Raw genomic sequence first — 19650 nt, 5'->3', positions numbered from 1 at the left:
AGTGCCAGCAGCCCTGATCCGCGTCCCCACCTCTTGCCTGCCGTTGTCATACCGCCCTCTCTCCACTAACGTCGTGATTCTGTCGCCATCTCCAGCACAGCATCATGATCAGCGCCGACCTGCGCGAAACCCTCAGTGATTGTGGGTTTGCCGCGCAGACGGCAGGGTTCCTGCATAAGCCCCAGGTGTCATCTCGAACCACCCAGACGATTGCCCGATCCTGCCAGAGAACAGCCAATGCCCGATCACTTCGCCAAGAACGAACAACATCGACGCCTGGTCCTCAAAGCCCTGCTCTGGATCACCCTGGTCGGCGGCCTGTTCTTCTTCGTGGTCAACCTGCTGCGCGACAACTGGCTGCTGGCCACGCTCGAGATCGGCTACGCCGGCGTGTCGCTGTACATGCTGATGATCATCGATCGAACGCGCAATCTGCAGCTATTGACCACGATTTACCTGTTGCCGTTCTTCAGCATCATGATCGTGGCGCTGTCGCGCCCACATACCACCTTCGCCGTGTTCGCCTGGATTCAGACCATTCCGATCATCTGCTACATGCTACTCGGGCTGCGCCTGGGCCTGTACGGCTCGATCCTGTTCGTCGGCATCGGCCTGTTCACCTTCAACCAGCGCCTGCCGGCGGAGCAGCAGCTGGTCAACGCCGTGATACTCGCCAACCTCGGCCTGGCCAGCCTCGCGGTGATGATTTTCGCCCATATCTACGAACGCAGCCGGGTGCTCAACGAGAAGCGCCTGATCGAGCAGGCCACCACGGACGCACTGACCGGCCTGGCGAACCGCATGAAGCTGAGCGAAGTGTTCGAGCGCGAACGCGCGCACGCCCTGCGCAACGACACCGCGCTGTCACTGGTGTTCGTCGATATCGATCACTTCAAGCAGATCAACGACCGTTTCGGTCACGAGGTCGGCGACCGCGCCCTGGCCCACTTCGCCACGGTGCTGACGCAGCGGTTGCGCATCAATGACCTGTTCTGCCGGATGGGTGGCGAGGAATTCGCCGTGCTGCTGCCCAGCACCCCGCCGGGGCGCGCACGGGAGATCGCGGAAAGCCTGCGCCAGCGCCTGGCGGACAAACCGCTCGAGGTGGCCGGCAGCGCCGTGCCCATGACGCTCAGCGCGGGCGTGGCCAGCCTGGGCAGCGACGGCCAGTCGCTGGACGAACTGATGCGGGCCGCCGACAGGCGCACCTACGCCGCCAAGCGCGCCGGGCGCAATCAGGTGGTCGCGGACGAAGACGAGGCCAGCGCGATCGACGCGGTCCCCGGCTGAGCCAGCGGCATCAGGCGTAGACGCTCAGCCCGCCCTTCTCCTGCAGCCACTGGCGGTAGGTTTCCAGCGAGTCGGTCTGCTGCTCGCCGTTGCGGCCGGCGATCAGCACACTGCCGTCCATGCCGCCATCCACCATCTTCTGCACCTGTTCCAGCAGCTTGGCCGCATCGTCGCGGTCGAGGTCCTCGACATCCGGCAACTGGATCGCCGAAGACGATGCCGCCTTGCTCTCGCCAAGGCCCTGCAGGCCGGTGGCCGCCTGCGCCGTGCCACCCTGCATCGCGCGCAGCAAGCCACCCTCGCTGCGCGCCACCACCTGCTTGGCGAAACGGCGTAGATCGGCCAGCGGGTCCTGGCTGCTCGAGGTGTCGCTGTCGCCGCTGGCAGCGCTGGAACGGTTGTTGAGCTGGCTGCCGTAGTAGCTGAGCATGGCAGGCGTGCTGTTGTTGATACTGGTCATGGGGCCTCCGCGAAAAGCGTTCAGCCTCTGATAAAGCAGATTACGGGCCAGCTCTGAAAGCCAGTATCCACGGGGCTTCCAGGCCCGCGTCGGCAGCACGTTGCCGACGCGAGGCAATCCGTTGCCAGGCGAAGCGGAAAGACACTGCAGCTCGCCATTCCAATGATGGCATTTTGACGCTAATATCCCGCCGCGCCGAAGGATGGCAGAGGGACAGCGCTCAGGCGGAAATCCAGATACCACCGACGGATACCTGCCCTTTCAGCAATACGCCAAGGATGCTTCATCGATGTTCAAAGCACGCTTTCTCGCGGCCGGCCTTGCCGGCATGACCCTGACCGGCTGCATGTCGTTCACCCCGGCAGGTCCGATCTACCCTCCCAGCCAGATCATCGAACACTCCCTGCCGGGCAGCGCGATGATCAAGGACGTCAAGGTCACGGACACGCGTATCGATGAAAACACCCGTCGCAACATCGGCAACCAGCTGACCGCCCAGATCAGCCAGCACATCGAGAAGGGCGAGTACTTCAAGCGCGTCATCAGCTTCCCCGCCAAGCTGAATGAACAGGACGTCCAGCTGCAGTTCGACTTTTCCTCGCTGAAAGGCAAACGCACGCCACACCCGGGTTACTTCCCTGGCGCACTGCTGACGCTGACGATCTGGATCTGGGTGAACGGACCGATCTACGTCGACAAGTACGACCTGGCAGCCGAGCTGCAGATCCTCGACGACCAGGGCCGGCAACTGGCGCTGTCGCAGAAGAACCTGGTGGTGGACAAGAACACCGGCCTCTGGGACTACGACTACATGTTCCCGTCTGGCGGACAGCAGCTGACCGAGCTGGTCGAGCAGTTGCTGCAGGACGGCACCCGACAACTGACCCACTGAAAAGGATTTCCCCATGAAGAAACTCTTTGCACTGATCCTGCTGATCGCCTCGGCCAGCCTGCAGGGTTGCATGACCTACTCCCATCACTCGCTGCAGACGGTCGACCAATGGCCGCTCGCCTCGCCCGAACAGGAGAAACCGAGCGTCTACCTCAAGGTCTTCGGCGAATACCAGGTCAATGACAACCCGCGCGTCAGCACGGCCGACGTCGCCAAACTGGAACAAGTGATCTCGCAGACGCTCTCCGAAAGCGGTCGCTTTTCGCGCGTGACCACCGCCCAGGAGGAGTCCGACCTGTACCTGACCGTCACCCTGCACAACCACGAGACGGGCAACATGGGACTGGCCGTACTGACCGGGGCGACCTTCTTCCTGATTCCCGGCGCCTTCGACAACACGCTGACGATGAGCATGGCCGTACGCGACGGCAATGGAGAGAAACTCGGCACCGCCCAGCAGCAGGAGTCGCTGACGACCTGGATGCACCTGTTCCTGATCTTTGCCGTGCCCTTCCAGGACCGCAGCGACAACCTGCTCCGGCAGTTGACGCAGAGCACCCTGCAACAGGCCGTCGACAAGGACCTGCTGTAATCGCCCTGGCGCAGCCAAGCGTGAAGCCGACCGTTTGCTTGTCGGGTCGATTGCGCTAGGCTCTGCCGCTCAATTCATAGGAGGTATCCCATGGCCCGCGCCACTGCCCGCCACATCCTGGTTGCCAGCGAAGACAAGTGCAACGAACTGAAAACCGCCATCGAAGGTGGCGCCGACTTTGCCCAACTGGCCAGAGACAACTCCAGCTGCCCGTCCGGCCGCAACGGCGGCGACCTGGGCTCGTTCGGCCCGGGCCAGATGGTCAAGGAATTCGACACCGTGGTATTCAGCGCGCCGGTCGGCGTAGTGCAGGGCCCGGTGAAGACCCAGTTCGGCTACCACCTGCTGGAAGTCACCAGCCGCCAGGACTGACCCGCCGCCAGCGGAGGGCCGTCGACACGGCCCTTCGCGCCCTTCTCCGCGCTGTCCCCGGTGACAGCGGCGCGCATCCGGTTCAGCATCTCGCCATCCCCTCACGCGAGCTGCGCCCGATGAATACCCCGCACCCTCTGCAACAACTCGCCCAACACCTGCTCGGCAAAGCCATGCACGAGCTCGAGCCGGAAGAAACCCACGTCCTGGAAACCATTCGCCAGCGCCGCCCGATCAGCCGCGACGTGGCCGATGCCTCGGATGCCGAATCGACCTTCGGCGAACGCCTGTCGGACCGGGTCGCCTCGGTGGGCGGTTCCTGGACCTTCATCGTCTGCTTCTCGCTGACCATGCTCGGCTGGATGCTGCTCAACAGCGATGTGCTGGCGCACTTCGGCCTGGCGTTCGATCCCTACCCCTACATCTTTCTCAACCTGATGCTGTCGACCCTGGCCGCGATCCAGGCGCCGATCATCATGATGAGCCAGAACCGCCAGGCGGCGAAGGACCGCGTGGCCGCGCGCCTGGATTTCGAGGTGAACCTGCGGGCCGAGCTGGAGATCATGCGTCTGCACGAGAAGATCGACCAGCGCATCCAGCAACGCCTGGATCAGATCCTCGAGCGCCTGCCGGAGAAGCACCCGGAGGCCTGATCCACGGCAGCGCGCCGGTTCAGACGGCGCCGGGTGCGCGCTGGCGCCAGCTGTCGAGCAGGCGCCCGCCCCAGACGTTGATCAGCAGCCCGGCCATGACCAGCAACGCGCCGACCATCTGCAGGCTGCCCAGGCGCTCGCCCAGCAGCAGCGCCGAGGAGCTGATCCCCACCACCGGCACCAGCAGCGAGAACGGTGCCACCTGGCTGGCCGGGTAACGCGACAGCAGGCGACTCCACAGGCCATAGCCGAGGATGGTGGCGCCAAAGGCCAGGTAGGCCAGCACCAGGATCGAGTCGAGGCTGATGCTCTGCAGCGAATGCAGGATCAACTCGGGGCCTTCCAGCCAGAACGACAGGGCCAGGAACGGCAGCGGCGGTATCAGGCTGCCCCATACCACCAGGCCGACCAGGTTGACCTTGCCCAGCCTGCGCGTGACGACGTTGCCCAGCGCCCACATCGACGCTGCCGCGATGGTCAGGGCGAAGCCGGCCAGGGTCATCGCCTGGCCGCCCTGCAGGCCGATCAGCGCCAGGCCGCTGGCCGCCACCAGCAAACCGAACAGGTTGCTGCCACGCAGGCGCTCACCGAGAAACAGCGCGGCGAAGAACAGGGTGAAGAAGGCCTGCGACTGCAGCACCAGCGACGCCAGGCCCGCCGGCATGCCGACGTACATGGCGTAGAACAGAAAGGCGAACTGGCCCAGCGAGATGGTCATGCCATAGGCCAGCATCCAGCGCAGGGGCACCTGCGGGCGCCGCACGAAGAGGATCGCCGGAAAGGCGGCGAGCATGAAGCGCAGCGACCCCATCAGCATCGGCGGCATGCCGTGCAGGCCGACCTTGATGACCACGAAATTCAGACCCCAGACGACGATCACCAGCAACGCCAGTAGCAGATCCTTGGGCGACATGGAGACAGTCCTCGAATGAAGGGAGCGGCCATTAGAGCAGCGCAGGCGACAGGCCGGCAGACACAGAACGCAGCGAAAAACACCACACAGTGCGTGGCGCGTCGTCCTCGACCTCGCGCCGGCCACGCAGCCAGTCGCTCGCCAGCCTGCTAACCTGCGCCCTCGTCTCCTGCCCGTGGCCCGCCATGACCCTGCACGATTTCCTGCTGTTCGCCCTGCCGGCGATCTTCCTCACCGGGCTGTCCAAGGGCGGTTTCGGCGGTGCGCTGGGCGGTCTCGCCGTGCCGCTGCTGGCCCTGGCGACGTCGCCGAAGCAGGCCGTGGCCGTCATGCTGCCGATCCTCTGCCTGGCCGACGTGGTCGGCCTCAAGGCCTATTGGCGCAAGTGGGACACGGCCAACCTCAGGGTCATGCTGCCCGGCGCGGCGCTGGGCATCGCCATCGGTTCGCTGACCTTCGGCTTCTTCGACGAGCGCGCCATCGGCCTGCTGATCGGGGTGATCGCCATCCTGTTCGTCGGCCTCGGCCTGATCGCCAGCCACCCGGCCCCACGACCGCTGCACAAGGGTCGCGGCACGCTGCTGTCGACGCTGGCCGGCTTCACCAGTTTCGTCGCCCATGCCGGCGGCCCGCCGGTGATGATGCACCTGATGCCGCAGCAGCTGGACAAGGTGCGCTTCGTCGCCACCGTCAACCTGTTCTTCCTGCTGACCAACGCGGCGAAGCTGTTCCCCTACGCCGCGCTGGGCCAATTCAGCCGGGACAACCTGCTGCTGAGCCTGATGCTCGCCCCCATCGTGCCGCTGGGGGTCTGGAGCGGCCTGTGGCTGCAATCGCGGATCAACCACCTGTGGTTCTACCGCATCGCCCGGCTGGGCATCCTGCTGGCGGGCGTGCAGCTGATCTGGCGTTACCTCTAGTCGGGCGCGGCCACTCGCCACAGCACGGGCCATTCGCCGGGATTGCGCGCGGCGCAGCGCCCCAGATAGCTGAACGAGGCCAGCTGAAAGCGCGCGCCATCGAAGCGCCAACTGCCGGCCTCGCCGCAGTCGGCAATGCCGCGACCCTTGTACAGGTAGGCCAGCTCGCCGCTGTCGCTGTCGTAGCTGACCCACCCGGACAGCCCGTCATGCCCCAGTGGCAGCGGGTCGAGCTGCAGATCGCGCTGCGCATGCGGCGCCTGACGGTCGACGCGGTACACCGCGAAATCGCAGTTGTAGGCCGCGCACCAGGTCTGGATCAGCACCAGGGCTTCGCGCTCGTTGAGCGCGTAAGCCTCGGCCTCGGGCTCGCCGCCCATGTCCTCTTCGGCCCACTGGTCACGGGTTTGCGCCATCACCGCAGCGGCGATGGCCTGGCTTTCGCGTTCGCTCAGCGGCGTGACACCGGGATGAGCGCGCAGCTCAGGTGCCGGCGGCGCAGCCGGCACCTCGCTGTCCGGGCGCGAACCCGGGCGGTACAGGGCACCCTGGGTATCCACCCGCCCCTGCACGGCATCCATCAGCAGCAGGACGGCGGAAAGGCCGCTGAGCGAGACCACCGCCTCGTACTCGCGCTCCTCGTCCATGCGCAACTGACTGGCGTTGCGCAGCTCGGCCAGCACGGCCTGGGCATCGGCGCCCTCGGCCAGCAACGCGGCCCCGTCGTCCTCTTCCGTCAGGCGCAGGCGCCCGGCACTCGCCAGGGGCCGGCCATCGAGTTGCAGCGGTGCGTAACCGCCCGCTTCGGCATAGTGCAAGGACAGTTGCAACGGTGCCCGGGGCCCCGCAGCGCGCTGCAGGTTCAGGCTCAGGGGCCGGTAGTCGAAACCGTCGGCAGCGCTGATGGCCTCGCAGCCGCGCAGGTTGTCGCAGGCGACCACCCAATCCTTGATCTCGCGGTACAGCGGCACCTGTTCGGGCGCGGCCTGCGCCGTGGCGGCGACCCACAAGGCCATGAACGGACTCCAACGCGGCATGAGCAACTCCTTCTGACGATTGCGCGGGGCCGCCATGTTCTGCCGCCATGCCGGCCCAGGCAAGCGCCACGGCGTCGCAACGCGAACGCCGGCACGACAGCCAGGCGAAATTGCAGGTGCCCTGAGGCGCGCAAGGCACTAGAATCCGCAGCCTATCCGATCGTCAGGCCGCGCTTACGTGCCGACGCCTTTTCACCTATCGGCCAGGAGACCCCAGATGGGCGCCCAGTGGAAAGCCAAACCCAAAGAAGCCGCCGCCAATGCCCGAGGCAAGATCTTCGGCAAGCTGGTGAAGGAAATCATGATCGCTGCGCGCAACGGCGCCGACCCGGACATGAACCCCAAGCTGCGCCTTGCCATCCACCAGGCCAAGAAGGCCTCGATGCCCAAGGACACCCTGGACCGCGCCATCAAAAAAGGCGCCGGCCTGTCCGGTGAGGTGGTCAACTACGAGCGCACCCTCTACGAAGGCTTCGCGCCGCACCAGGTGCCGCTGATCGTCGAGTGCCTGACCGACAACGTCAACCGCACCGTCGCCGAAATCCGCGTGCTGTTCCGCAAGGGCCAGCTCGGCGCTTCCGGTTCGGTGAGCTGGGATTTCGAGCATGTCGGCCTGATCGAGGCCAGCAGCGACGACGGCGCGGACCCGGAGCTGGCCGCCATCGAAGCCGGCGCCCAGGACTTCGTGCCCGATGACGAGGGCGCGACCCTGTTCATCACCGACCCGACCGACCTCGACGCGGTGTGCAAGGCGCTGCCGGAGCAAGGTTTCACCGTCAACTCGGCCAAGCTCGGCTACCGTCCGAAGAACCCGGTCACCAGCCTGACGCCGGAGCAGATGGAAGAAGTCGAAGCCTTCCTCGAGGCCATCGACGCTCACGACGACGTGCAGAACGTCTACGTCGGCCTCGCCGGCTGATGCCTGGCGGGCGTCCCCGGACGCCCGCTGCCTGACTCATGACCACCACCCTGCACATCGCCGCCGCCTGCCTGTTCGACGAACGCGGCCACCTGCTGCTGGTACGCAAGCGCAACACGCGCTTCTTCATGCTGCCCGGCGGCAAGCGCGAAGCCGGTGAGGACGCGCTGGCGGCACTCGGCCGCGAGCTGTTCGAGGAGCTGGAACTGCGCCTGGACGCCGATGCGCTGCACGCGCTTGGCCAGTTCCAGGCGGCGGCTGCCAACGAAGCCGACACCTGGCTGCAGGCGGACATCTACCGCGCCAGCCTGCCCCACCCCGTGCAACCGGCTGCCGAGCTGGAAGAACTGCGCTGGCTGGCCCTCGATGCGCCCCTGCCCGACGACCTCGCGCCGCTGCTGCGCGAACAGGTGCTGCCGGCCCTGCAACGCCTGCCTGGCAACCCGCGCACCCGGTAAGGCCACCCTCGACGCCCGGCGGTTTCTTGATCCACGGCAACGCGGGCGTCAGCCCCGGCGGTTAGGCTGCGCCGATAAACAGAACCATTCGCCTTGCCTGCAAACCCCACAGGAAACGAGGTTTGCCATGAGTATCACGTCCACCCAGATCTGCCAGGCCGCCGACCAGTTGCAGGGTTTCGTCGGCTACAACGCCAAGACCGAGCAGTACCTGCTGCGTTTCTCCGAAGACAGCTTCGGCCTCGATGTCCCCGCCGAGACCATCACCCCCACCTGCGAATACGTCTGGCACGAAGCCGAGGGCGAGCTGATGCGCCTGGATCGCCAGCGCCTGGCCTGGCTGCAGGAGCAGCGTATCGATGACCGGGTCAATCTCAGCGAGCCGCTGCGGGTCTATCTGCGCCGCAGCGACCTGCCGGAAATCCATGCCGAACGCCGGCGCCTGGCCTCGGCCTGAATCGTCGCGCCTGGAGCTCTAGCCGAGCAGACGCATCGACAGCGCGCCAAGGACCACGCCGAGCACCAGGATCAGCGCGCCGCCCAGCCACAGCCGAGCGCTGCCGGGCGCAGCAGGCGTGGCCTCGGCAACGGCCTTTGCCTGGGCGGCGGCGCGCAGGGGATTGGCCGCTGCGGGTGCGGCGCCCGGCTGGCGGCGCGCGGCCTGCGTGGCCGCGCCAGCGCCCTTGCCCGCCAGCGCCTTGGGCAGGTCGGCGACGCGCATGAACTGGGTGGCGTCCTCGTCGGGCTCCTCGCTGACGTCGACCTTGGGGCCGATCACCAGCAGCGTCACCGAGCCCATCTTCAGCTGGTCCCCCGGTTGCAGCATGGCGGTCCTGACCTTCTGCTGGTTGACCAGCACACCGTTGGCCGAGGCCAGGTCCTTGATCTCCAGCACGTCGTCCTTGAGGAAGAACTCGCAGTGCCGGCGTGACAGCTCCAGGTCGCTGAAGCACAACTCGCACTTGCTCGAACGGCCGAAGGTCATCGAGCCGTGGATGTGGAACTTGCGCCCCTGGTGCTCGCCCTGGATGACCTGGAGAAACCAGCGCGGCGCCGGGGCATCCGTCCTGACGTTCGCCTTGGCGGGGTCGACCAGTTGCAGCTCCACGCTGCCCAGGCGCAGGCGGTCGCCGTCACGCAGCTGAAAACGGCTGCCGATGCGCTGCTCGTTGACCCAGGTGGCCCCCTGGCTGGCATCGCTCAGGTAGTAGTAGCCCTGGTGCTGGCGAATCTCGGCATGAAAACTGGTGATGCCCGCATCGCCCAGCACCAGCTGGTTGCGGCTGTCCTGGCCGATGGTCAGGCGCTCGTCGCTCAACCAGACCGGCGCTTGGCGGTTATCCAGGAACTGCAGTCTGAGCATCGTCAATGCCTCGGTTCAGTCGAAAAGGTTGTTCAGCAGGCGCTTGATCGGGTTCTGCGAGGAACGCTGCGCCGGCCGTGCAGCCGGTTGCGTGGCCTGGCGCACGCGCTCCTGATGGCCGTCGTACAGCGCCAGCAGGCGCTCGTTGTCGGGTTCGGCCTCGAGCCCCTGCTTGATCTGCTCCAGCGCCAGGTTGTACTCGCGCCGCGCATAGGCCGCCTCGGTCTGATCGATGAAGCGCTGCGCCACGCGGTTGATCCCGGCCAGCGCCAGCAGGTTGTCCGGTTCCCAGCCCAGTACCTGGCGGAAGTAGTGCACCGCGCTGTCGTCCTCGGGCAGGATCAGCAGGCCCTCGGCCAGGCGCTGCTCGGCCAGTTGCAGATAGCCCTGGATGCGCGCCTGCAGCACGCGCTGCAAGCCATCGCTGGCCTGGGCGTTGTCGGCATCCAGCAGCAGCGCCTGGCGGAAGTAGTAGTCGGCGTTGTCCTGCGCCGGGGTCAGCAGCTGCCCGCCGGCCAGACGCGCCTCGCCCAGCACGAGCAAGCCGGCGATGCGCTGCTGCAGTTGCCAGTAGTAGCCAGCGGCGCCCGCCCCCGCCAGCAGCAGCACGCCCAGTAGCGCCCAGGGCAACCAGCGCCGGCGGGCCTGGCGTGGCGGCGCCTTGACTGCCGGCGTCATGCGCGTCAGCTCCTGCTCGGCATCCTGCAGCTCATCCAGGCTGGCCAGCAGCACGTGGCAGTCGGCGAAGCGTTCGTCCGGCGCCTTGGCCAGCATGCGCTCGAGCAGCCACTGCAGCTCGCGCAACGGCTCGGGCAGTTGCGGCGGCTCCAGCTGCAGCTGGTTCATCAGTGTCTGGGTGTAGTTCTCGCCACGGAAGGGGTTATGCCCGGTGAGCATCTCCAGCAGGATCACGCCCAGGCTGTAGATGTCGCTGCGTGCATCCAGCGCCTGGCACTGCGCCTGCTCCGGGCTGCTGTAGGCCGGGCTGCCGACGGCGATCCCCGACTGGGTCAGGTCGCTGTCGAGTTGCAGCGCCTTGGCCACGCCGAAATCGGTGAGCACCGCCGTGCCGTCGTCGCGGAACAGGATGTTGCCGGGCTTGATGTCGCGGTGCACCAGCCCCTTGTCGTGCACCACGACCAGGGCGCTGGCGATCTGCCGGACGATGCGCAAGGCCCGCGCGGGCTCCAGGCGCTGCCCCTTGTACTGAGCCAGGTCGCCACCGGCCAGGTACTCCATGGCGAGGAAGTGGCGGCCATCGGCCAGCTGGTCGATGCGGTAGATGGTGATGATCGACGGATGCTGCAAGGAGGCGACGATGTGGCCTTCCTTGATGAAACGCTGGGTGAATTCCTCATCCTCGCGATGCAGCAGGACCTTCAACGCCACCTGGCGCTGCAGGGCCTCCTCGGTGGCCAGGTAGACCTCCGCCATGCCTCCCTTGCCCAGGCGACCATGAATGCTGTAACCGGGTACGTTGATCGAAGGCTGGTTCATACGGCTCGACTGGCACTCAGGATTGACGGAATTTGAACAGTTTGCTCAGCAGGCTGCGCGCCGGCGCCTCGCAGGGCGAGGCAGGCGCAGCGAGGCCGAGGACGATGCAGCTGATATTGTCTCTACCGCCATGGCCATTTGCCAGCCCCAGCAACTGTTCGACCATCGCCTCCAGGGTGGCCGACTCGGCGCAGCAGTGCTGGATGGCCGGGTCATCCAGCTCGCAGGTCAGGCCATCGCTGCACAGCAGCAACAGTTCATCGGCCGCCAGGTGACCATGCAGCAGGCCGACGTCGAGCACCGGCTCACCCTGGCCGAGGCATTGCAGGATCAGGTTGCGCCGTGGATGCTCGCGCGCCTCCTCGACGCTCAGCTGGCCGGCGTCGATCATCACCTGCACCCAGCTGTGATCGTGGCTGAGCTGCTCGATGCGGTCAGCGGCGATGCGATAGGCGCGGCTGTCGCCGATCCAGGCCAGCTCGAAGGCATCGCCCTGCATGCGCACCGCCACCAGGGTGCTGCCCATGTCCGCCGCGCCATCGCTGGACGCGGCGGCGGCCAGCACGGCCTGGTGGGCAGCCTGCACCGCCGCCTCCAGTGTCTGCCCCTGCTCCAAGGCGGCGATCAGGCCATCGAGCGCCCTGGCACTGGCCACCTCGCCACTGGCGTGCCCGCCCATGCCGTCGGCAACGGCCCAGAGGCCGAGTTCAGGCCGACAGGCCAGCGCATCTTCGTTGTGCGTACGCACCCGCCCGGCCGAACTCTGTGCGGCGAACACGATGGTGGGGGGCGACGGTCGGGACACGCGGGAATCCTTGAGCGATGGACGAGCGCGCTCATGATGCGGTGCTGCCGGTGAGCTGTCACGGACCGACAGGGCGCAAATGCGCAGTCGTTAACCAAAATCTGCGGTTAAATGGCAGGCCTTGTCCTCACCCGTGCCGGTCGATGTCCACCCCTCACTACCGTTGCCTGCCCTCCGAGCTGCAGCCGCTGCTCAACAAGTTCTATCGCAGCCATCGCTCGCCCATGCGCGGCCAGGCAGGCGATGAGGTGTGGGTCGCCCAGAGCAGCGGGGACATCGTCGCGGCCCTCAGCCTGCGCCCGGTCAGCGCCGGACAGTGGCTGACCGGCCTGTTCGTCGCGCCCGCGCTGCGGCGTCAGGGCGTGGCCGGCGAACTGCTGCGCGCCTGTCTGGCGCAGCATCCCGAAGCCATCTGGCTGTTCTGCCATCCGCAGCTACGCTGCTTCTATCAGCGCCAGGGATTCGTCGACTGCGACCCGCTGCCGGCCGAACTAGCCGAACGGCTGGCCCGCTATCGACGCAACAAGCCGTTAGTATCGCTGCGCGCTCACTGAGCCACCTTTCGCCGAGGGCAGGAATACTGGCACTTTGCTCAGGAATGCCCCTTGCCATGAGCGGTCGAAGCTCTGCATGCTTGGTCCACAACAATGAAAAGAAACGCTATGGCTACCCAGACCGCTCGCCTGCTGAAGCGCCTGCGCAATGATTTTCAGCTTTCGATCATCACCCTGATGGGGCTGTTCGGCATCATCGGCATCTCCCCGTATGCCGTCTATCGCCTGCTGCACGGCAACTACCTGGTCGGCATCGCGGACACGGTCATCGTCCTGTCCACCCTCTTCGCCGTGCTCTACGCCTGGGCCACGCGGGACACGGTCAAGCCCGGCATCTACCTGGCGGGCGTGTTCTCCCTCGGCGCCACGCTGATCGCCATCAACCTGGGGGTCAACGGCCTGTTCTGGATCTACCCGCTGATTCTCTTCAACTTCTTCATGGTCACGCCCGGCAAGGCGCTGCTGGCGACCAGCGTGGTGTTGGTCAGCCTGGTCAGTTACGCATTGCTGGTGCCTGGCAGCGTGTTCGAGAGTCACTACCAGATGATCTCGTTCCTGGTCACCTGCATGATGGCCAGCGTGCTCAGCTTCATCTTCGCCTTCCGCACCCGCAATCAGCGCGACCGCCTGCAGCTGCTGGCCATCCACGACCCGCTGACCGGCGCGCGCAACCGGCGCGCCATGAACGAAGAGCTGAAGATCGCCATGGCCAGCCATCGCCGCCACAGCGACAGCTACGGCCTGCTGGTGATGGACCTGGACCACTTCAAGCAGATCAACGACCGCTTCGGCCATCACGTGGGCGATCAGGTACTGGTGGCCTTCGTCGAGCTGATCAAGCGCTGCTCGCGCAAGGAGGACCGCCTGTTCCGCTTCGGTGGCGAGGAATTCCTCCTGCTGCTACCCAACACCGGCCTCGAAGGCCTGCATACGGCCGCGCAGAACCTGCTGCGCAGCGTGCAGCAGGAGCTGGAAACCCCCGGCGGTGGCGTGACGGTGTCCATCGGCGGGGCCATCCTGCACAGCGGTGAGCATTGGGAAAGCTGGCTACAGCGCGCCGACGAATGCCTGTACCGGGCCAAGAGCGAGGGGCGCAACCGCGCAGTGATCGCCGACGCGCCGGGCCACCCCGACAAGCTCGCCGCCAACCGCTGATGCGTCAGCGGCTGCGCTGCTGCTGATAGCTGCCACTGCCTGGCTGACGCTCGATGATCAGCCCGCCGGGGTACTCGGTGCTCTGCCGAATGCCGCCGCGCGTCTCACTGGACTGGCTGCCGTAGCGGCTCTCCTGCCTCACACTGCCCTGCGGCAGGCGCTGCCCGCCATAGAGATTGTGCTGCTCATAGCGCACCGAGCCGGAAACGCTGCCGCTGGCGCCCGGGCTGATGTAGCTCTTGGGGATGACGCGAATGGTCTGCGGCTCGTCGGCCAGCACAACGCCAGCGCAGGCCGCAGCCAGGATCAGGACGAGCGAACGTGCGAACATGAGCAACTCCCATCAGGGCAGGCCCGGCGCCAGGCCGGCACCCGCAAGCCATCGTTACAGCTGCTTGGACAGCAACGCCAGGGATTTTGCAGCGCCACAACGAAAAAGGGTTGGCCGAAGCCAACCCTTTGCTGGAAATGGTGCCCAAAACCGGACATCAAGCCTGCCCTTATAATAAACCAAAGGCGCCTGCCTAACATCACTTAAGTTTAACTACAGGTAATGCTCGTGGCGCCCCACCACCATCATAACTTGAAAATAGCACATTCTCTCCAACCTTAGGGAGAGCTCCATAAACACACTCTCGATGAAAGAAAACCCGTCCAGATTGCGAGGATATATATCCATAAGAGTTAAAAACAAAGCTCTCTACAGTGCCACGTGACCGAATGGCTACCGAATAACATAAACCACTAAAACTCTCGACGAGTTGATCTGCAGTAGGCCTGCTATTTGGATCTTTGCTCATGCACGCACTAGCGATTTTAATTAACTCTCGTGCCAGCGGGGAAAACTGCGGATTACTGAATAAAAACCCAGGTGACTGTGGCTGTATTGCACTTATAATTTTTGGCACCGCATTTAGCCCCTGCCCAAAAGGATAGTCTCCTGTTAGCAGGTGAAACATCATTGCCCCAAGCGACCAAATGTCTGCAGGTGTACCTACACTTCTAGGTGTTTCAATTGCCTCTGGAGCCATGTACGGAAGTGCACCGACTGCTGTCTGGGACGTTGTTAAGCTTTCCTCTCCCCCCTCTACCGCAGCAACTATCTCCTCAGCGGCCATTTTAGCAATACCGAAGTCCGTAACTTTTAATTCGGTTAGCGAATAGTCACCTACAACCATTATATTAGTCGGCTTCAGATCTCGATGCACAACACCTACATGATGAGCAGCTGCAACCCCTTTCGCCAAGTGATGAAACACCTTAGCAGCAAGATAAGGATCTATAAATGCAGAGTCATTAAGCAAAGCGGCACGCATGTCTTGCCCTAGTATCAATTCCTCCACTAAAAATTGACGTTCCTCAAAGACAAGATAGTCTAAAGTTTTCGCAACGTTTGGATGATTGACCTTAGCAGCGACAATTGCACTACGTTGAAATCTCTTTTCAGCTGACTTATTTTTGGGTGTTTTAAGAGCAACCACCCGGCCGGTTTCTGTATCATTCGCAATAAAAACATATTGCATCCCTCCCTCTGCTAGATATCGCTGTATTTCATATCTACCACCTATTAGAGCGCCTGGCTGCAACATTTCAATCACAGTACTATCTCCGGATGAGAGAGATCAAATGTAATATAGCGGCGTTTAGATCCATGTTCAGGCCCACCCAAAGCAACTACGCATGCCCCTGGCAATATAAAGCCTACATAAACAGCCCTATTATTTATAAATACTTGCCCAGAAGTGGCTGTAACAACAAAGTCGAAATCATTGTAAGATATCTCAACCGATCCAAAGCCTGGAAGGCTTAACAATACGGAACGATTTGAAGCATCTAGGAAAGAAGGATTACCATTATAAACAACCAACGCCCGATGTCTTCCTTGTAGCAAGTGTTTAGCCAAGACATCTCGCACAATGCTCATCGGAGGGCGTAACGCAGGATCAAAGTCTAGACAACTAAACAAAATATCAACTACGTCCTGACTCAAGCCCCGATAGATATTCTGAAAGTAATTTTGTCGCAGCTGTAACGGTGGCTCTGCTCTAAGCTCACCTGGTAGGTCTCTCGCGGCAATATATAAAGCCGTGGCACCAAATGCATATGTATCTATTGCCGATGTAAAACGAACGGCGTACCCATATTGTTCCGGAGCAGCAAAACACGGAGTCCCTATAAAGCCTAAGGTCGCAGCACCATCCACAGCATCTCGGGCTAAGCCAAAATCAAAGATTTTTACCAATCCCTCAGGATCAATCTTCATATTGTTTGGTTTGATATCTCTATGGATGATCCCCGCCTGATGAATATCTGCAATACCTGAAGCTATTTGCCACAGCAGCTTTAAATACTCCAGCAATGACACGGGCTGGGTACTGTTATGCAGCAGATCATCGCCAGAAATATATTCCATAACAATTCCGAGCTCACCTTTAAACTCCAAAATATCGTACACTTGGACTACATTCTTGGAGCGCATCCTAAAGAGAGCACTTACTTCGTCATTAATTCTTCGGCGATTAGCATTGCCCGGCATAAACTTTATCGCTACCTGGCGTTCAAGAACTAAGTCATAGCAGTTTAAAACCTGCCCCATACCGCCGGAATAATAGTCATCACTGAATTCATAGCGATTATCTATCAACATACTAAACTTCCTGTTACTTCTTCTTGTTCGGGAATTCCATTATTAGTTGCGGCTCATTTGACTTAGTAAGTTCTACCGACTTCTCTTTTCTGCCAACCACTTTCTGAGGTCGTGTTTTTTTTGTAGATCCAGCGGATCGCTGCTTCACTGCTGTTTTTGAGGCAACAGACTCCTCTCTCGACCTATTAGACGGCACACGCCCCTTGCCATTATTACGATTTAGATTAGACAACGTACTACCGAGAAAGAACTGGCACTCACCAAAGGAATCCCATACTTCAATTACTCCAGTAGAATCTGTTTTGACACATTCCTCTTCAATCGATACTGGTAGCACTGCGACAGTAGCGTTATCGTGCCCACCACACCAGTTGGCCAGTTCAACTAAGCGCTTGACGCAAACTCCTGGCTCTGAGGCTATAGATACAACCTTCTCCATGCATGAAGAAAACTTACTGAGGTAATGAACACCATCTGTAACTAGCAGCATCCTACTACCTGTCACTGCATCCAACTCATGAACATGAGGCTGAAAATCGCTCCCCATACCTACATATTGAAGCAATCTTGCTTGATCAGGGCTTTCTGCGGCATTTTTCCCTAACTGGCCAGCAATGGTATCGTCAATAGTGAGTCTTTTTAGTTTCAGTTCACCTTCAAGATAAATTCGACTGTCTCCAACACTCATCCAGCATGGAATCTGGCCATGGCGTATTAGAGCGGCAACTAACGTCGACCCGCCGTCTCCATAAAATTTTTCATAAACTGCGCTGTTTGCTCTAATTGCTGCATTCTTCAACCAGTCTATTGAAGAGCCGTGAGAAGCTGCAGACTCACATATAGAGGATATGAATCCACTTACAGCTAGTGAAGCGCAAGTACCACCACCTCTCATCCCCCCAATGCCATCGGCAACTAATGCGACAGAGAATCGAGTCCCGTTAGCCTCCCAACCTTGAACTATGACCGCCCTATCTTGATTTTCAGTGCGAACTAATCCTACGTCGGTGCCCACAGCTGCACCTAGGTGCGCAACTCGCCGCACTCCAGTTCGTGCAGTCTGACGAGAAAGCCAGTTAGCGAGCTGAGCTTCTAGGAGTGTCATACCGTTTTCCATATCATCCTTTCAGGTTGGTGGCGCGAATCCATGGTTACTAGGATGCGACCGCTGGAGCTCTACATAAATCAGATTGTGCAGCCAAAATCCGAAGCAGTCACAGGTCGGCACCAGTCGGCAAAATGACATATTTAGCTCACCCCACACAAGCAAGTGACTAGTAGCTTGTAGAAGAAACCCAACCAAATTCGATTGCTACGGTCGCGGAGAAGGTGTCACACCTAGTCCCCTTATATGTATACCTCAACTGATACGCACGCCCTCCCCACTTTTCCGTGGGATCTATTGATAAATGACACTTATAGTGCAACACTACTAATAGAACACCCTAACTGATACAGCCCTCATGTTTATCCGCGCATACCTCAGAGCCTCAACAAACGAACAGGATGCAAGCCGCACCCACACCGCCCTGGAGCAGTTCGCCGCAGCACACGGCAGGGCCATCGCCAGTACGTACTTGGAGAATGCTAGCGGTGCAACCTCAGAACGGCCCGAGTTGCTGCGCCTGCTAAAGGATGCACGTAGAGGTGATGCATTGTTGGTAGAGTCGATTGATCGCCTCTCTCGTCTCCCAATGGATGACTGGAGCAAGTTAAAGGCAGCTATCGATGCAAAAGGGTTACGCATCGTTGCACTTGATCTTCCTACCAGCCATGAGGGGATGCGCGACACCAAAGGGGATGAGTTCACTGACCGGATGCTTGGCGCCATCAATTCGATGTTGGTAGAGATGATGGCTGCGATTGCCAGAAAGGATTACGAGCAACGCAGGGAGCGCCAGGCCCAAGGCATTCAAAAGGCCAAGGATGCCGGCAAATACAAAGGACGCCCCGTAGATGAGGCGTTACACCGTCGAATCCGGGAGCTACTGGGGGCAGGCCTTGGCATCAGGGCAACAGCTAGGCTCGCCGAATGCTCAACCACTACCGTCCTTCGAATCAAGCAAGCGCTGCACTAAGGCTGGAGTTTGCCATCCATAATCTGCTTCTCCATTTCTAGAGCCTGCTCAAGAGCAGCATCCCCGAAGCTTTTCCCAGTAAGAAGCTTGTCTATGGCCTGGAAAAGCAGAATATCAAACTGGTAGCTAAGCCACCGGTATCGCCCACCTTTAAGGTTCTCAAACTCTGCAAAACGCTCAGCGCCGAATGCTGATTCAATCATTTGCTTTATATTCGCGTCGTTGTGCCAGGCAAGCTTATCCGGCGCACTCTTACCCTTCTTGATCAAGAATATCGACCGACCCAACAGAGCTTTGTAAGTCGAATAGAGAGCCCACGTATACTCCCCTAAATGCGGTCGCACTAGTTGCACGGCCTCGAAACCCACCTTAAAGAAAGCAAGTTCATCGATGCGCTCCATACCCGCTGAATACTTGAGCATTTGCGCATCAGTGTAAAAGCCCTGCATCTCTTCATCTGTAAAAATATCAGTAAGGAAAACATCAGACGGAAAAGCATCCCGCAACTCAATGACACCACGCCACAAGGCATCTACCGCCTCAATTTTCCTAGCGATAGTGGCCTTCTGAACCTCAGAAAATGAGGCAGCGGCAATCCGCATTTTTTCTGCCTGACGATCCATTTCCGACTTGAGGATCGCGAGATTGGCATCCCCTTGAGCTTTTAGCAGCTCTAATCTCTGATCGTATTCATGCCTTACGCTTGCTTTCAGCCTTTCGCCAATCCACGCTCGACACAGCCAGGCGACCACCAGAACCAACGTGGCAGGGGGCACTGCAGACTTAAATGTGCCCCATGCCAGTTCTAGTAGAGCGTCCATCAGAACCTTCCGTAAGGTGTGAATATGAAAAAGCCCCAACAGGCTGACCTGAGTGGGGCTAAATTCTATTAGCTCCTGCTGTCACCCTGCTGTCACAGATCAGGCGAAGTCATGACAGAAAGTGCTGGAAGCCTTGATTTTACTGGTGCCGGAGACAGGAATCGAACCTGCGACCTTCGCGTTACGAGTGCGCTGCTCTACCGACTGAGCTACACCGGCTACAA

Annotated in this window: 23 protein-coding genes and 1 tRNA gene; 12 read left to right on the top strand and 12 right to left on the bottom strand. The window is 61.2% G+C overall.

The genetic code is table 11. The features are described 5' to 3' along the window. Positions 1 to 237 precede the first annotated feature (237 nt). Positions 238 to 1290 carry a GGDEF domain-containing protein gene (locus EPK82_RS15715; RefSeq protein WP_134677164.1) on the top strand — a complete coding sequence of 351 codons (1053 nt, stop codon included), beginning with the start codon at positions 238 to 240 and terminating at the stop codon, positions 1288 to 1290. A gap of 10 nt (positions 1291 to 1300) precedes the next feature. Here the strand turns inward: EPK82_RS15715 and EPK82_RS15710 are convergent, their stop codons facing one another. Beyond that, positions 1301 to 1750, bottom strand: a complete 450-nt coding sequence (locus tag EPK82_RS15710) for a hypothetical protein (protein ID WP_134677162.1) — start codon at positions 1748 to 1750, stop codon at positions 1301 to 1303. Positions 1751 to 2039: 289 nt separating this feature from the next. Here EPK82_RS15710 and EPK82_RS15705 point away from each other — a divergent pair, with 289 nt between their 5' ends. The 4 genes from EPK82_RS15705 (at position 2040) to EPK82_RS15690 (ending at position 4259) form a co-directional block, all read left to right on the top strand. After that, a complete protein-coding gene (locus tag EPK82_RS15705) occupies positions 2040 to 2642 on the top strand; it encodes a hypothetical protein (RefSeq protein WP_134677160.1) in 603 nt (200 codons plus the stop codon). Positions 2643 to 2655: 13 nt separating this feature from the next. Further along, positions 2656 to 3234, top strand: a complete 579-nt coding sequence (locus tag EPK82_RS15700) for a hypothetical protein (RefSeq protein ID WP_037056153.1) — start codon at positions 2656 to 2658, stop codon at positions 3232 to 3234. A gap of 90 nt (positions 3235 to 3324) precedes the next feature. Then, positions 3325 to 3606, top strand: coding sequence for a peptidylprolyl isomerase (locus tag EPK82_RS15695; RefSeq protein WP_037056152.1), 282 nt, complete (start codon positions 3325 to 3327; stop codon positions 3604 to 3606). 119 nt (positions 3607 to 3725) lie between these two features. Next, positions 3726 to 4259 carry a DUF1003 domain-containing protein gene (locus tag EPK82_RS15690; RefSeq protein WP_134677158.1) on the top strand — a complete coding sequence of 178 codons (534 nt, stop codon included), beginning with the start codon at positions 3726 to 3728 and terminating at the stop codon, positions 4257 to 4259. Positions 4260 to 4278: 19 nt separating this feature from the next. Here the strand turns inward: EPK82_RS15690 and EPK82_RS15685 are convergent, their stop codons facing one another. Next, positions 4279 to 5172 carry an EamA family transporter gene (locus tag EPK82_RS15685; protein WP_134677157.1) on the bottom strand — a complete coding sequence of 298 codons (894 nt, stop codon included), beginning with the start codon at positions 5170 to 5172 and terminating at the stop codon, positions 4279 to 4281. 185 nt (positions 5173 to 5357) lie between these two features. Here EPK82_RS15685 and EPK82_RS15680 point away from each other — a divergent pair, with 185 nt between their 5' ends. After that, positions 5358 to 6092, top strand: coding sequence for a sulfite exporter TauE/SafE family protein (locus EPK82_RS15680; protein WP_037056145.1), 735 nt, complete (start codon positions 5358 to 5360; stop codon positions 6090 to 6092). Here the strand turns inward: EPK82_RS15680 and EPK82_RS15675 are convergent. Next, on the bottom strand, positions 6089 to 7129 hold the full coding sequence (locus EPK82_RS15675; RefSeq protein WP_244229986.1) for a DUF1176 domain-containing protein: 1041 nt from the start codon (positions 7127 to 7129) through the stop codon (positions 6089 to 6091). The genes EPK82_RS15680 and EPK82_RS15675 overlap by 4 nt on opposite strands. A 217-nt stretch (positions 7130 to 7346) precedes the next feature. Between EPK82_RS15675 and EPK82_RS15670 the strand changes: the two genes are divergently transcribed. From EPK82_RS15670 to EPK82_RS15660, 3 genes are all read left to right on the top strand, one after another. Further along, complete coding sequence (locus EPK82_RS15670; RefSeq protein WP_037056142.1) at positions 7347 to 8048, top strand: YebC/PmpR family DNA-binding transcriptional regulator; 702 nt, start codon at positions 7347 to 7349, stop codon at positions 8046 to 8048. Between the two features lie 38 nt (positions 8049 to 8086). Then, complete coding sequence (locus tag EPK82_RS15665) at positions 8087 to 8506, top strand: NUDIX hydrolase (protein WP_134677153.1); 420 nt, start codon at positions 8087 to 8089, stop codon at positions 8504 to 8506. Positions 8507 to 8633: 127 nt separating this feature from the next. After that, positions 8634 to 8963 (top strand): DUF2025 family protein, encoded by a 330-nt coding sequence (locus tag EPK82_RS15660; RefSeq protein ID WP_037056138.1) that lies wholly within the window; start codon positions 8634 to 8636, stop codon positions 8961 to 8963. A gap of 18 nt (positions 8964 to 8981) precedes the next feature. On the opposite strand, the gene EPK82_RS15655 is transcribed toward EPK82_RS15660, so the two are convergent. From EPK82_RS15655 to EPK82_RS15645, 3 genes are read right to left on the bottom strand one after another with little or no spacing between them, the layout of a single operon-like run. Next, positions 8982 to 9869: an FHA domain-containing protein gene (locus EPK82_RS15655; protein WP_134677151.1), complete on the bottom strand. Its 888-nt coding sequence runs from the start codon at positions 9867 to 9869 to the stop codon at positions 8982 to 8984. Between the two features lie 15 nt (positions 9870 to 9884). Then, on the bottom strand, positions 9885 to 11366 hold the full coding sequence (locus tag EPK82_RS15650) for a serine/threonine-protein kinase (protein WP_037056135.1): 1482 nt from the start codon (positions 11364 to 11366) through the stop codon (positions 9885 to 9887). Between the two features lie 16 nt (positions 11367 to 11382). Next, positions 11383 to 12171, bottom strand: coding sequence for a PP2C family protein-serine/threonine phosphatase (locus EPK82_RS15645; RefSeq protein ID WP_134677149.1), 789 nt, complete (start codon positions 12169 to 12171; stop codon positions 11383 to 11385). Between the two features lie 143 nt (positions 12172 to 12314). Here EPK82_RS15645 and EPK82_RS15640 point away from each other — a divergent pair, with 143 nt between their 5' ends. Beyond that, a complete protein-coding gene (locus EPK82_RS15640) occupies positions 12315 to 12725 on the top strand; it encodes a GNAT family N-acetyltransferase (RefSeq protein ID WP_037056131.1) in 411 nt (136 codons plus the stop codon). 108 nt (positions 12726 to 12833) lie between these two features. Then, positions 12834 to 13880, top strand: a complete 1047-nt coding sequence (locus tag EPK82_RS15635) for a GGDEF domain-containing protein (protein ID WP_134677148.1) — start codon at positions 12834 to 12836, stop codon at positions 13878 to 13880. Positions 13881 to 13884: 4 nt separating this feature from the next. Here EPK82_RS15635 and EPK82_RS15630 read toward each other — a convergent pair whose 3' ends face one another. The 4 genes from EPK82_RS15630 to EPK82_RS15615 all read right to left on the bottom strand — a co-directional run bounded on the left by EPK82_RS15630 (position 13885) and on the right by EPK82_RS15615 (position 17542). After that, the gene (locus tag EPK82_RS15630) at positions 13885 to 14211 is read right to left on the bottom strand and encodes a hypothetical protein (RefSeq protein WP_134677146.1); all 327 of its coding nucleotides are present in this window, start codon (positions 14209 to 14211) and stop codon (positions 13885 to 13887) included. A gap of 199 nt (positions 14212 to 14410) precedes the next feature. Then, the gene (locus EPK82_RS15625; protein WP_134677233.1) at positions 14411 to 15469 is read right to left on the bottom strand and encodes a serine/threonine-protein kinase; all 1059 of its coding nucleotides are present in this window, start codon (positions 15467 to 15469) and stop codon (positions 14411 to 14413) included. 5 nt (positions 15470 to 15474) lie between these two features. Continuing rightward, positions 15475 to 16527 carry a serine/threonine-protein kinase gene (locus EPK82_RS15620; protein WP_134677144.1) on the bottom strand — a complete coding sequence of 351 codons (1053 nt, stop codon included), beginning with the start codon at positions 16525 to 16527 and terminating at the stop codon, positions 15475 to 15477. A gap of 13 nt (positions 16528 to 16540) precedes the next feature. Continuing rightward, positions 16541 to 17542, bottom strand: a complete 1002-nt coding sequence (locus EPK82_RS15615; RefSeq protein ID WP_167494365.1) for a PP2C family protein-serine/threonine phosphatase — start codon at positions 17540 to 17542, stop codon at positions 16541 to 16543. 448 nt (positions 17543 to 17990) lie between these two features. Between EPK82_RS15615 and EPK82_RS15610 the strand changes: the two genes are divergently transcribed. Continuing rightward, positions 17991 to 18605: a recombinase family protein gene (locus EPK82_RS15610; protein ID WP_134677140.1), complete on the top strand. Its 615-nt coding sequence runs from the start codon at positions 17991 to 17993 to the stop codon at positions 18603 to 18605. Here EPK82_RS15610 and EPK82_RS15605 read toward each other — a convergent pair. Together EPK82_RS15605 and EPK82_RS15600 are read right to left on the bottom strand one after the other, a co-directional pair. After that, the gene (locus EPK82_RS15605; protein WP_134677139.1) at positions 18602 to 19426 is read right to left on the bottom strand and encodes a hypothetical protein; all 825 of its coding nucleotides are present in this window, start codon (positions 19424 to 19426) and stop codon (positions 18602 to 18604) included. The genes EPK82_RS15610 and EPK82_RS15605 overlap by 4 nt on opposite strands. 143 nt (positions 19427 to 19569) lie before the next feature. After that, a tRNA-Thr gene (locus tag EPK82_RS15600) sits at positions 19570 to 19645 on the bottom strand. Between the last annotated feature and the right edge of the window lie 5 nt (positions 19646 to 19650).

This window comes from Ectopseudomonas khazarica, from assembly GCF_004521985.1.
Lineage (GTDB): Bacteria > Pseudomonadota > Gammaproteobacteria > Pseudomonadales > Pseudomonadaceae > Aquipseudomonas > Aquipseudomonas khazarica.
The sequence above is the reverse complement of the archived record's forward strand: the minus strand, read 5'-3'. Positions and strand labels throughout refer to the sequence as shown.

Bases quoted from the DNA above. Each gene is read 5' to 3' on its own strand.
- EPK82_RS15690 (WP_134677158.1), top strand. From the start codon at position 3,726: ATGAATACCCCGCACCCTCTGCAACAACTCGCCCAACACCTGCTCGGC.
- EPK82_RS15715 (WP_134677164.1), top strand. From the start codon at position 238: ATGCCCGATCACTTCGCCAAGAACGAACAACATCGACGCCTGGTCCTC.
- EPK82_RS15635 (WP_134677148.1), top strand. From the start codon at position 12,834: ATGGCTACCCAGACCGCTCGCCTGCTGAAGCGCCTGCGCAATGATTTT.
- EPK82_RS15675 (WP_244229986.1), bottom strand. From the start codon at position 7,129: ATGCCGCGTTGGAGTCCGTTCATGGCCTTGTGGGTCGCCGCCACGGCG.
- EPK82_RS15680 (WP_037056145.1), top strand. From the start codon at position 5,358: ATGACCCTGCACGATTTCCTGCTGTTCGCCCTGCCGGCGATCTTCCTC.
- EPK82_RS15685 (WP_134677157.1), bottom strand. From the start codon at position 5,172: ATGTCGCCCAAGGATCTGCTACTGGCGTTGCTGGTGATCGTCGTCTGG.
- EPK82_RS15630 (WP_134677146.1), bottom strand. From the start codon at position 14,211: ATGTTCGCACGTTCGCTCGTCCTGATCCTGGCTGCGGCCTGCGCTGGC.
- EPK82_RS15655 (WP_134677151.1), bottom strand. From the start codon at position 9,869: ATGCTCAGACTGCAGTTCCTGGATAACCGCCAAGCGCCGGTCTGGTTG.
- EPK82_RS15665 (WP_134677153.1), top strand. From the start codon at position 8,087: ATGACCACCACCCTGCACATCGCCGCCGCCTGCCTGTTCGACGAACGC.
- EPK82_RS15660 (WP_037056138.1), top strand. From the start codon at position 8,634: ATGAGTATCACGTCCACCCAGATCTGCCAGGCCGCCGACCAGTTGCAG.
- EPK82_RS15700 (WP_037056153.1), top strand. From the start codon at position 2,656: ATGAAGAAACTCTTTGCACTGATCCTGCTGATCGCCTCGGCCAGCCTG.
- EPK82_RS15705 (WP_134677160.1), top strand. From the start codon at position 2,040: ATGTTCAAAGCACGCTTTCTCGCGGCCGGCCTTGCCGGCATGACCCTG.
- EPK82_RS15695 (WP_037056152.1), top strand. From the start codon at position 3,325: ATGGCCCGCGCCACTGCCCGCCACATCCTGGTTGCCAGCGAAGACAAG.
- EPK82_RS15605 (WP_134677139.1), bottom strand. From the start codon at position 19,426: ATGGACGCTCTACTAGAACTGGCATGGGGCACATTTAAGTCTGCAGTG.
- EPK82_RS15620 (WP_134677144.1), bottom strand. From the start codon at position 16,527: ATGTTGATAGATAATCGCTATGAATTCAGTGATGACTATTATTCCGGC.
- EPK82_RS15610 (WP_134677140.1), top strand. From the start codon at position 17,991: ATGTTTATCCGCGCATACCTCAGAGCCTCAACAAACGAACAGGATGCA.
- EPK82_RS15625 (WP_134677233.1), bottom strand. From the start codon at position 15,469: ATGTTGCAGCCAGGCGCTCTAATAGGTGGTAGATATGAAATACAGCGA.
- EPK82_RS15650 (WP_037056135.1), bottom strand. From the start codon at position 11,366: ATGAACCAGCCTTCGATCAACGTACCCGGTTACAGCATTCATGGTCGC.
- EPK82_RS15670 (WP_037056142.1), top strand. From the start codon at position 7,347: ATGGGCGCCCAGTGGAAAGCCAAACCCAAAGAAGCCGCCGCCAATGCC.
- EPK82_RS15710 (WP_134677162.1), bottom strand. From the start codon at position 1,750: ATGACCAGTATCAACAACAGCACGCCTGCCATGCTCAGCTACTACGGC.
- EPK82_RS15640 (WP_037056131.1), top strand. From the start codon at position 12,315: ATGTCCACCCCTCACTACCGTTGCCTGCCCTCCGAGCTGCAGCCGCTG.